Source organism: Seramator thermalis, assembly GCF_004138125.1.
Classification (GTDB): Bacteria; Bacteroidota; Bacteroidia; order Bacteroidales; family Dysgonomonadaceae; genus Seramator; species Seramator thermalis.
In genome coordinates, this window is the sequence record NZ_RXHS01000016.1 from 50,505 (window position 1) to 61,096 (window position 10,592).

Here is a 10,592-nt window from a genome sequence, read left to right on the forward strand (position 1 = left end):
ATAAAACGGTTTCATTCATTTTTACCCTTCGAATTTTATCGTCATTTTCCGCCGGGTTTATTCCGAAATTTGCATGGGAGTTGAGTGGACGTTGAGTGGGAGTTGCATGGGAGTTGCCTTGGAGTTGCCTTGGAGTTGCCTTGGAGTTGCCTTGGAGTTGCCTCGGAGCTATGTCGGAGTTATATCGGATTTTCATCAGCGTTACGTTGGAGTTTAATGGGAGTTGTTCCCGTGCAGGATCCGTAATTTTTTCTGCTTCGTTGGCCAAAAGATAGAAACGATTTATTATTTCGAAAGGTATGATGGAAAGAAATTTTTTACGGTTCTATATGAATTTGTATGGGCAAACGTAAATTAATTGAGAATGTATAATGGATAATGTATAATTAAGAATTAAGAATTAACAAGAAATAGAGAAATGGGAAGTAAAGAAATAAGAATTTCAATGAATTATCAAATCGGGAAATTATGCATTGTGCATTATCCATTATCCATTATCCATTGATTCTTGAGGCTTTGCCCCAAACCCCACATACTTTTTTGTCTTGATGCAAAAAAGTATGCAAAAAAGATCAAGACTGCATCTCCTCATCGACCCGATAGCTGCTTGTTCGCTAAAAGACAAATAACTCACCGCCTTACGGCGGCTCAAACAGCTTGTCTTTTGCCTGACGGCACGCTCGCTGCGCAGATCGGGTGCCCCGATGAGGAGATGAGGTCGGGAAAATAATGGAGAAATTGATAAAATGCATAATGTAGAGGGGATGAAAAAAGGGAGACTCTGTAAAACGGCTTTTGCCGCGATTTGCGAAAGCAAAGAGGGAAGTAAGTCGGCGACCGATTCGGAAAAAGCAGGCATTTGTTCGGAATTGAAATCCTCAATATCCTCAATATCCTCAGCTGAGGATATTGAGGAAATGGCAAAATGCGAAAACGATATTTGGGACACCAAACAATGTGGTAATAACACTTCCAGACTACATGACCTCGCTGCTTATATTTACTCATTCGGCAAAGTTATTCATTTTGGGCGTTGCCACAAAGAACATTATCACCACCAAAGGTAGTGGATTTTCAAACTGAATTAAAAGATTCAGTCCTTCATCTATCCTTGCATCAATAGACTACTATGACCTCTGCCAACTTCTTGCAGGATAAAAGCTGCATCGCTGCCACTCGTGCACTCAATAGGTGCGCCCTGCAAGACCTCTCGGGATAAACATTACTGCTTTCAACAGGTATTGCCTGATTTACTGTAAACGGTTACGGTTGATTTTCGAGCTCTTCGCAATCCATGAATCCGGCACGCTTACCACCCTCTGTCAGCCTTCTATCGGGTTTCTATGCGTCAATACGCTATCTTTGCTTATGGCTCCTTTCAGATTTGCAGTCGCCCGCAACACCCGTTCGGCTGAGCTCACGGCCGAAGCCTTGCCACTCATTAACACTTCCTTCCAACCCGGCGTGTACAAGAACTTGCATCTTGCCGGTAGTAATGTATGCCCGACATACTAAATAGTGTTGTCCGAATTTCTCGAACAACACTATTAGAATATTACAATTTTGCAGTTTTTATTATACACTGAAAAAGAGAGAAACTATTTCAGAATATATATCCAACTCTTAAAGCTGCTAAATGGTGACTGGCTGAACTCTTTACAACTTTATTTACCTGAATAAAATTCGCTTTACCTGAAAATCTCTCCAAGCAGTAAGCTAAAGACACAGAGAAATATTGTCTATTATTTGTAGGTAAGAGAACACCAATAGATGGGGAGAACAAAAATCCCCCTTTCAAATTACTCTGTACATCCACTACTCCTTGATGTTCAGGGAAAAGTCTAGATGATTTCCAAGAGTAATCTCTATTCAAAAATGAGTACCCTAGCTTACATTCAACAAACGGCGTCGTTTTGTTCACTTTGAATTTATACATTGTATTGACGTAAAGTGGAATTGACACAAGTTTTTTATCTCTATATTCAATAGAACCAACGTCATTGATTAATTCAAGGGATTTAAATAATTTTGCACCTGTACCGATGCCTACAGTGGCATTTTCTCCTATTTTATAGGATGGGGTTACAAAAAAACTGAATCCGCCCACGTTATCTCCTTTTTTAGTAATTTCAGTAGAGTATTCCAGTTCTAAATGAACTCCTATTTTATTCACTTCTTGAGAGAAAGTTTTAGAAAAAACAAGAGTAAATAAAATCATTATGCTAAAAATATTTTTTTTCATGTTACAACAGAGTGTTTTTATAGATCATTCCAATAATCAGTTATATATTGACTTCCATATTTGAAACCGTAAGTGACTACTGCCTTCTTTAATAAACCACTAAGACCTTCCCAAAATCCATCTCCGTTATTAAGCTGTAATATTTGTTTCAAATTTGCCGGGTAAACTGCTGTAAAATCATGATCCTTTTGATCGCTTTCAAACCTAACATATAGATCCAAAGGAGAGTGACTCGGAAAATCATTAAGTCTTGCAGTAAACTCCATCATTACAGTAAATTTCATAGGAGAATATTCGTATTTTCTATCTAATGTATACCTTGTTTTATTCAAATCAACGATCATCGGATATCCGTATAGTTTCCCATTATACCAACCTAATGCACCTTTTTTTCTAAAACAAACATCTATTCGTGCCTCTTTAATTTTTGTAAAAGGTAAATTATTCGGAGCATTCCTTTCGATACCCCTTACCGTTACCCACATTTTTCTTTTTGATGTTATATCTTTTTTTACTTCGGTAAGAGCCCTGTAATACGGAATAGTAGGATCTATAACATTATTAATAGGGAGAGCTCGCAATGAAACAGTTTCCGTTTCATCCGGAATTGCTAATCCTAATTCTTGGAGTTTTTCGTATGAAAAAACATCCCTCATATCTCTTTCTTCACCATTTATAATTACTTTTCCTTCTGGATTTACCAGCTTAGCGATAGCCTCATCGCTAACGGGTAAATATGCAGAATAATCATCATTGTACTGCGGATAGTAAAGATTGGGAAATTTTTGTTTGAATTCTTCATATCCTCCATCACGTTGGTAAAAATTATCTGCTTCTTCCATCGCTTGATCAAATTCTCTATAAAGAGAAAGAAAGTCATCTTCGCTAGTTGAACGTGTCAAAAGAGCGACAGAAGTTTCGTTATTTCTTACCTTTTCAACAGCTTCCCAAAAAGCCGCTTCGTTATCAAACGAAAGAATACCCCCGGATTGAGCTACAATAGTTTGCTCCTCATCGGGTATTGCGATCTGTTTTTCCTCCACATCATTATTACAAGAGGACAGCAGTATGCAAGTTAATGCCGACACTGTAAAAAATTTAGTTTTCATAATTTTAATTTTTAGTGTTTCTTATTCCTGTTTTAATTTCAGGAATTCGGATCCATGAATAAATATTTGTCAGTAAATTACCTTAACAATCGCTTTCCATATTGCGCACTATAAAAAAACAGATCGTTAATTCATTTTTCGCTGATTAGTAAAATCCTACTCCTATTTAGAGTTCACTGAATAATCCCATTAAAACTGCATTGATGGCCAATCTTTTCGAAGTGTGACAAAAACACGCTCAAGTGTCGGAAAGTCTCTTGGGAGTGTCTCCGAGTTAAGTTGGAGTGTTCCGGAGAGACTCGGGAGTGACTCATAGTATCTTCGGAGTGTCGCGAACACACTTTCGAGTGTCTTTTGATCTCTTCACAGTGTCGTTCACTCACTCGCGGGTGTCTCCGAGTTACTTCGGAGTGTCTTTGAGTCTCTTTGTAGTGTCGGCGAGACACTCCGAAGTGTCCTTGTGTCACTTCGGAATGAGTGAAAAACTCTCCGGAGTGTGTCTGTCACGCTCGTGAAAGAAAAGAAGGGCTATCCTTCCGAAGATGCAGGTGTCGTCTTGATTTTGTTCTTTTTGAAAAAGGCACTCATCTCGTCGTACACTGCACTGAGTCCCGGCACTTTGTTTTTGTGCTGCTTCACGGCGGCATACACTTCACGAGCCCCTTTCAGCGTGTCGCTACCAACGGCCATCACCGTTTTGTCCAGGCCCGTGTGCAACTCCGATACCCGCATGGACAGGGGCTCAAGCGCGGCATAAAGCTCGCTGTCTCTCATAAACTCTTCCTTATCGAATATCAGCGGCAATATTTCGGGATGAGTTTCCACCACCTGCATGGCCAAATCGAGTAAGGGTTGATAGGCGGTACCTACCTTGAAAAAGCGCGATACATCCACGTTCTGCATGGCCGAAAGGAACGGCATTTTGGTGAACAACACGTCTAAGGCATCTTTGCACGCCTGCACATCGTCGGGAGTCAACGTCCCGGAAATTAAATTCTGATCCATAATTCATTTGTTTTTGTGTGACTTACTGATAATTTACAGTTCTCGTATAGAATGTTTATTAATCTACTCGCTTTTTTGAGTATATGCTTCATACAAAAAATTATTTATGCGTTCATATTGCATGACAATAAAGTGTTCGAAACGACTATTTGATCGGTATTTGTTTTTAAGATTAAATAGTCATCGACCTCTTGATATTCGGACCTCCCTTAAAATCGCGTCCAACATTTTTTTGTCAATATAATTGATCATTTCTTCATTTTTTTGCTCTATCAAGATGTTGTTTTTAAAACGGAATTTGGTTGTTACGGCAATCTTGTCATAGTTTAACAACTCGGTATAATAGAGTACTTCGATCAGATTGTTTTGATCATCCACATAGATTTCCTTATTCGTTGGAGTTCCAAACTTCTTCAGGAATGAATCTTTGTCCATTCCCAGCTCATCGAAATTGGCAAACATGCTTGTTTTATTGCTATTGCCGTAACCATAAAAGTCCGAAGTGGTTGAACAAGAAGCGGACAACAGCAAACATACAATAACAGGCAACGTCTTTTTGATATAAAAGACAACTCTTTTTTCTCGAATTCCAAGCATAGATGTATTCATTGTTATATTCTCCCAATGGTTTATGATCATTTTTGAAATAAAAAAATATTCATGTTAATTTTTGCCGGAAGGTCTTCAGCTTAGATAATGCATAAGCTGAAGACGCTTCATTATACTACTCGATAGCTTTTATGTACATGGTGTCTAATACTTTGGTCGGACCATCCGGAGAATAAACCCTTACTTCCATGATTTGTAACTTTGGCACAACGCGAAATGCAGGTTGCAAACCGCCGTTGAGTTCCGACCCCAGGTAGAAAAATTGCTCTAAAGAAGGCATTCATGTTACTTTAATCTCAGATTTGAAATCCAGGATTTATTTTCCCCTCGAATATCATCCTCTATGGTAAGGAATCGTTTCGTGTGGGATATACCAAATGATTTCATCATTATCATCACTATTTCTGTACTTTGTATTAAGATCGAAACCTAAATAGCAATCGTAACCTACATTCCGTATTTTAAACGTAGTTGGATTCATGTATTCCAAAGTCCACAGTTGATTGGGATTATTATTAAATGGTTTAAAAGTTTTGTCAGAAAAATCTAAGTAATTATTTCCACCCTTATAGCTAATCTGATAATATTCGCCATAAGGTATAAAAACAAGCAATCCGATGTCAGTGGAACTTCTGGTTGCAATGTATAGCATTTCTTTCCCATCTTTTTTCTTCACTCTTAAATGAGGAACCATACTCACAGATCCTCTTCCTCCACCTCCGCTACTCGTACTTTTTCTATTATAAACGGCAATATTTTTATTGTCGATAATATCAATTTGTTTCATATGAATTGCATTGCTATTTACATAATCGATAATTGCCTGTTCCACTTGTATTTTTTTAATAGGATCGAATATAAATTCACTGATTGGATAAATAACCGTATTTGGATTTCCTGTGCCGATTATCTCTTCGGTCTTTTCACTAACACTTTTAAGCCACAACACATAATCGAAATTTAAATCTTCCAGTTGTGATTTTTCTGCATCAAACTTAATGGATGATTGAGCAATCGGTTCACTCCCTCCTATGGTATGAATATGAATATGAACGTCACGAAAATCCTGAAATCTGTTTTTTTCTATTGCATAATTAGTTTGTGCTGTAATTCCTGAATATACTGCCTTTGCATCAAGTTTAAATTTATTTGTTGATGAACTCGAATTTAATCTTGCATTAAAAAAGATTGATCCCATACCGCCTAATCTGATATCTGTTAACACATGCGTTCCGTATCGTTCAATTAAAGTTTTTGCAGATAAATTTTTCGTATCGCTTATGAAATTATCATTTAAAAAATATTTCAATTCATCAGGTAGAGTGTGAGAAAAAGACAACTTTCGAACAGTTTTTATAGCATCTAATCTATAGAATGAATATACTTGAGAATAACGAATTGAATCAGTATAATAGTTTTTTAGTTCCGCAGTAAAAAAATTAATTTTTTCCTTTCCTAAACTCACGGAAATATTCGTTGCATTATTCATTGATTCTTTGTATTCATTAAAATTATAACCCCAAGTTTCATCTGAATTTCCACCTTGATGAATAATGGCTGAATCGATTGTAAGTGGAGTTACGTTTACCTGGTTTCCAGTTAAAGGATCTGTTCCTTTTCCTGTTAAACATTTATTCACATCAATAACAGCCTTTCTAATAAAATCAGAGCCTTTTAAATCAGAATAAGCACAATCATAACCGTATCCTAATGCATCATAAGGGCCATATCCGGCGCCTCGAGTACTTGTCGAATAACTTATTTCGGGTTCTACCAAGGGTATTTCTCCTATTGGATTTTTATCTTCACATGCTGAAAATACTCCAATGAAAAGGAGCATATAAAGAATTTTTGAATTTTTGTTCATAATTATATTTATTAGAACATTTTCTACTCGTCTCGCTTTTCGAATCCGCGTCCATTGTTCTTTCATACAGCAACCCGATGATCGGTTTCGGGGAGATTACTGCACCATCCTAGCGGCTACTTTTTTTCACTTTCGGTGGCATCCGGTAAACAATTACCGTGTTTTTGTTATCTTTGCAGCGCCTCTCAGTCCCTTCCGGGTTCTTCCGTCAACCGACGGAAGAGAAGTTTCAATTCTGATGGATGGGCTTGCTCCTTGCAAGGGAGGCTTCCACTCTCCCTCTCTCGTACCCCCCGGGCACCGAGAGGGGGAGATGTGGATTACGGCACTGACTGCTTTCTTTCCTTTTGGTTTCTATATTATTCTATTTAAAGACTCGCATACAGTCCTATTTTTCAAGCAATCCGTCATACGTTCCGTTTTCTAACGTAATGCACAAGGCATAACTGCCGGCAGGCAATATTGATATGTCGAATATGCATGCGCCCGAATTGTCTATTTGAAACGATTGTTGCACAGACCCTCCTTGTCCTGTGACCTCAACCCATGCTATTCCCGAATAATTTTCGATTTCGATCGTTAAAAAACTATCGTCGACAAAGGCATTAACTATTGCAGCGGTGGCAGATCGCGTGCCTCCGGTTCTTTTCTCAAGTTCTATTTTGTGATTGGTGCTTGCCATGCTCCTGCCATCCAAGATAACAAATGAGTAAAGTCCCGAAACGACAATAATAGAAAATGCGGCTAAAATAAAGTTTCTTTTCATGCCATTTCTTTTTATTTGTTTTTCACAAACAAAGTAAAAGTAATTTCTGATGCGCGTCAATACCCCGCAACAATTCTTACCTGTTTTTTAGCCTTAAAACGCTGAATATATGCACGTTAACAAAATAGATTCTTACCTCGAAAAGTGCCGAAAAAGCTATTTGAAAAGCGATATCAGGTTGTCGAAATGATCGAAAGAAGACTTATTTTCCATAATTTTCTTTTTCAGGTATGATTTTTTGGACTTAAGGTTAGCAGGCGTTGTATGCAGCAATGAAACTATCTGCATCGTATCGGTTTTCAGGGCAAGCATGATGAGAAGAAGACGATCGGTTTCGCTCAGCAGTTCCAAGCCTTGATGTACATCCAAAATATCTTCGAATATGTGAGAAGAAAACAGTTCGTTAGAAAGGGTATTGAACTGTTCTTCGCCCTGCTTTAATATTTCGTGATATTTATCTGCCAGTTTAAGATTTCTGTCGCCTCTGATTTTCATTTCGAATGTTTTCAACTGACGCTGTTGATCGGCATATTGTTTCAGGAAAGCGCCATAAATGTTCAATACATTTTTTTGCTGATCGGTTTGTCTTCGCAATAGCAAGGCTTCGGTTTCGGCAATTTTTGCTTCTATTTGCAATTTTTCGTTTCGCAATACTGCCATCGTTTGACGCTTGCGAAAAAATAGGACCAATCCGGTTACAGATAAAAGGAGAACAAACATCAAAACAGCGAGCAACGTAACATTGTTTTGTGCTTTCAGGGCTTTGTTTTCGGCTTTGGCTAAATCGTAACGTTTTTCCAGTTCCAGAATTTTTGTATTGATTTGCTCGTCAACAGAATGTTCGTAAGCCTCAAACATTTTTTGCCGAAGGGAATCGGACAATCTGTAATTTTCTTGTGCGGCGGCAATATCGGCAACATTTTTATACAAAAGATAATTGAGACAGTAGGCAGAGTCGGATATGGATGCAATGGCCTGCAAACCATAATACATTGCACTATCGAGTTTGTTTGCGCTTTTATATCTATCGGACAGAGAATAATAGGTTCGAAAATTTTCTACTTTTTCTTTTTGGAACGGCAGCAAACCAATCATGTCTTTTTCACACTGCAGGGACTTCTCGTGTTCTCCCTGAGTATCGTAATATACCGATTGCATGTTCAATAGAGTAAAGTCGATATCGGGAACACGGTTTTTGAAACGGAGCAACGTATCCAAATATAATTTCGCTGTTTCATATCGATCTCGTGTCATTTCATTCCAAAACAATTCGGAATATGCATCAAAAATATGTCTTTGCGAATTCTCCTTTTTGGCATAATTGAGTGCTCTGTAGTAATATTTTCCGGCCAACTCATGATTGCCGTTCCGGTAATGAAGGTTTCCCAAATAATAATAAAGCAGGTAGCCGATTGAAGGATTTTTCTTTTTCGATTTATCAAACAAATCCTTGGCGCGTATCAGCGGAATATATACCGTACTGTCGGTTACGCCTATACGCGTTAGAACGATACCCCGATATACAAGCGATCGGATATGGTTTTCGCTTCCGATTTCGTGGCGATCATAATATCTGACGGTATTTGCGATCAACGAATCGGAGGTAAAATCGGAAAAAGATTTATCCTCTGCAATTGTTTTCAACAAACCGTAATATGCTCGATTCCTCGCATCGAGTTGTTTGGCATTTATTAATTCCAGACTGTCGATAATCGCTTCGGGGCATTCATCCAACAGGACATCCCATCGAGTCAGTTTTGCATACATTCTCTCGTTTTCCTGTTTATGACAGGCAACAAGAAAAAACGCAATCACCAATACGAAAATATATAAAATGCTTCGCCTCATTATTATGATGAACAACACAACAAAGTTGGGATGTTTTTCCGAGACAGTATCTAACCGACGTCTAATATTTGTCTAACGAATTTAACCAAAACAGCCGGATTACGAATATTTAACTTAAAATTGAGACATTCCTAATTTTAAGAAAATGGGAACTTCTCAAGTAATTCAAAATGTGAAATGCACCCGCACACGGCTGAGTTTGCAATCCGAGCGATAATGCTGTAAATCGGAAATTGAATCTTCGCAAATAATTGAATCGAATTTGTTGAAGTGTATTTAAAATGATTGCAATTGGATTACAAACATGATATTGATTTCTCTTCCTTTACTATTTAAACGTTATTTAAACCTTTTTATCGTGTTAAAAAAGCATTTTTTTTGCGCCATGCGAAAAATTTTCTCATCTTTGCAAATGAAAAGTAGAAATTGACGGCGGAAAGTTTTACGGTGTGTATCTTAAATTAAGAATGGAAACAAAACAAATGCGGTTGAAAAATCAGGTAAATCCAATCTGTAACGGGCAAGAAAAGCTAAACAAGTCAATTAAATTAGTCAATTAAGCGAAGAACGTTATTCATTCGTAAAAACAAAAGAGATTTCGTTTCATTTAAATCATACGGGGGCAAATAAAAAAAAGCCCCGATAACAGGCATACGAGGCTTTTTCACTACGAAACAAAGCTATGCGTTAGGCAGTCGCGGAAGTTTGAGCAGACATCGCGACTGCTTCCTTTTTATCAGAACCTGTTTCGTCCGACACTTTACGATTGGCAGTGCGTGTAATGCGACTCTTGACGAGTAAACGATAGGAAATCATCCACTCGTTCAATTCGTTTATGAGTGCATCATAAATGGCAGGAGTGCCACTTTCCACGGCAGCCAATTCGATTCGCCAGAAAAGCATGGTTATCGCTTTCTGCCGGCGTAGATATTCGTCTGTGGACTTGTTGGGGCGTTGCCCCAAACCCCACATGCTTTTTTGCCTTGATGCAAAAAAGTATGCAAAAAAAATCAAGACTGCCTCTCCTCATCGACCCGATTGCTGCTTGTTCGCTAAAAGACAAATAACTCGCCGCCTTGCGGCGGCTCAAACAGCTTGTCTTTTGCCTGACGGCACGCTCGCTGCGCAGATCGGGTACCCCGATGA

Annotated in this window: 11 protein-coding genes and 1 pseudogene; 1 reads left to right on the forward strand and 11 read right to left on the reverse strand. The window is 38.3% G+C overall.

The window, feature by feature from the left end:
- Positions 1-487: 487 nt before the first annotated feature.
- The gene (locus EJN84_RS12280; protein ID WP_165004269.1) at positions 488-949 is read right to left on the reverse strand and encodes a hypothetical protein; all 462 of its coding nucleotides are present in this window, start codon (positions 947-949) and stop codon (positions 488-490) included.
- A pseudogene (locus EJN84_RS10730) lies at positions 922-1,008 on the reverse strand (transposase); the annotation flags it as partial. The pseudogene EJN84_RS10730 and the gene EJN84_RS12280, both read right to left, overlap by 28 nt.
- 360 nt (positions 1,009-1,368) lie before the next feature.
- Here EJN84_RS10730 and EJN84_RS12285 point away from each other — a divergent pair.
- Positions 1,369-1,515, forward strand: coding sequence for a hypothetical protein (locus EJN84_RS12285; RefSeq protein WP_165004274.1), 147 nt, complete (start codon positions 1,369-1,371; stop codon positions 1,513-1,515).
- 88 nt (positions 1,516-1,603) lie between these two features.
- On the opposite strand, the gene EJN84_RS10735 is transcribed toward EJN84_RS12285, so the two are convergent.
- From EJN84_RS10735 to EJN84_RS10770, 9 genes are all read right to left on the reverse strand, one after another.
- Complete coding sequence (locus tag EJN84_RS10735) at positions 1,604-2,242, reverse strand: hypothetical protein (protein WP_129595421.1); 639 nt, start codon at positions 2,240-2,242, stop codon at positions 1,604-1,606.
- Between the two features lie 17 nt (positions 2,243-2,259).
- On the reverse strand, positions 2,260-3,351 hold the full coding sequence (locus EJN84_RS10740) for a DUF4848 domain-containing protein (RefSeq protein ID WP_129595422.1): 1,092 nt from the start codon (positions 3,349-3,351) through the stop codon (positions 2,260-2,262).
- A gap of 528 nt (positions 3,352-3,879) precedes the next feature.
- A complete protein-coding gene (locus EJN84_RS10745) occupies positions 3,880-4,356 on the reverse strand; it encodes a hypothetical protein (protein WP_129595423.1) in 477 nt (158 codons plus the stop codon).
- A gap of 180 nt (positions 4,357-4,536) precedes the next feature.
- Entirely contained in the window at positions 4,537-4,965 is a 429-nt protein-coding gene (locus tag EJN84_RS10750; RefSeq protein WP_129595424.1) for a hypothetical protein, read from the reverse strand.
- Between the two features lie 115 nt (positions 4,966-5,080).
- The gene (locus tag EJN84_RS12290; RefSeq protein ID WP_165004278.1) at positions 5,081-5,245 is read right to left on the reverse strand and encodes a hypothetical protein; all 165 of its coding nucleotides are present in this window, start codon (positions 5,243-5,245) and stop codon (positions 5,081-5,083) included.
- Positions 5,246-5,299: 54 nt separating this feature from the next.
- Positions 5,300-6,832: an MAC/perforin domain-containing protein gene (locus EJN84_RS10755; RefSeq protein WP_165004281.1), complete on the reverse strand. Its 1,533-nt coding sequence runs from the start codon at positions 6,830-6,832 to the stop codon at positions 5,300-5,302.
- A gap of 388 nt (positions 6,833-7,220) precedes the next feature.
- Positions 7,221-7,598 carry a DUF3244 domain-containing protein gene (locus EJN84_RS10760; protein WP_129595425.1) on the reverse strand — a complete coding sequence of 126 codons (378 nt, stop codon included), beginning with the start codon at positions 7,596-7,598 and terminating at the stop codon, positions 7,221-7,223.
- A gap of 156 nt (positions 7,599-7,754) precedes the next feature.
- The gene (locus tag EJN84_RS10765; RefSeq protein WP_129595426.1) at positions 7,755-9,446 is read right to left on the reverse strand and encodes a hypothetical protein; all 1,692 of its coding nucleotides are present in this window, start codon (positions 9,444-9,446) and stop codon (positions 7,755-7,757) included.
- Positions 9,447-10,133: 687 nt separating this feature from the next.
- Positions 10,134-10,418 carry a hypothetical protein gene (locus tag EJN84_RS10770; RefSeq protein ID WP_129595427.1) on the reverse strand — a complete coding sequence of 95 codons (285 nt, stop codon included), beginning with the start codon at positions 10,416-10,418 and terminating at the stop codon, positions 10,134-10,136.
- Positions 10,419-10,592 lie beyond the last annotated feature (174 nt).

What these genes read in the sequence shown, in the direction of transcription:
- EJN84_RS10750 (WP_129595424.1), bottom strand. Translation starts at nt 4,965, where the DNA reads ATGAATACATCTATGCTTGGAATTCGAGAAAAAAGAGTTGTCTTTTAT.
- EJN84_RS10770 (WP_129595427.1), bottom strand. Translation starts at nt 10,418, where the DNA reads ATGTGGGGTTTGGGGCAACGCCCCAACAAGTCCACAGACGAATATCTA.
- EJN84_RS10765 (WP_129595426.1), bottom strand. Translation starts at nt 9,446, where the DNA reads ATGAGGCGAAGCATTTTATATATTTTCGTATTGGTGATTGCGTTTTTT.
- EJN84_RS12290 (WP_165004278.1), bottom strand. Translation starts at nt 5,245, where the DNA reads ATGCCTTCTTTAGAGCAATTTTTCTACCTGGGGTCGGAACTCAACGGC.
- EJN84_RS10740 (WP_129595422.1), bottom strand. Translation starts at nt 3,351, where the DNA reads ATGAAAACTAAATTTTTTACAGTGTCGGCATTAACTTGCATACTGCTG.
- EJN84_RS10735 (WP_129595421.1), bottom strand. Translation starts at nt 2,242, where the DNA reads ATGAAAAAAAATATTTTTAGCATAATGATTTTATTTACTCTTGTTTTT.
- EJN84_RS10745 (WP_129595423.1), bottom strand. Translation starts at nt 4,356, where the DNA reads ATGGATCAGAATTTAATTTCCGGGACGTTGACTCCCGACGATGTGCAG.
- EJN84_RS12285 (WP_165004274.1), top strand. Translation starts at nt 1,369, where the DNA reads ATGGCTCCTTTCAGATTTGCAGTCGCCCGCAACACCCGTTCGGCTGAG.
- EJN84_RS10760 (WP_129595425.1), bottom strand. Translation starts at nt 7,598, where the DNA reads ATGAAAAGAAACTTTATTTTAGCCGCATTTTCTATTATTGTCGTTTCG.
- EJN84_RS10755 (WP_165004281.1), bottom strand. Translation starts at nt 6,832, where the DNA reads ATGAACAAAAATTCAAAAATTCTTTATATGCTCCTTTTCATTGGAGTA.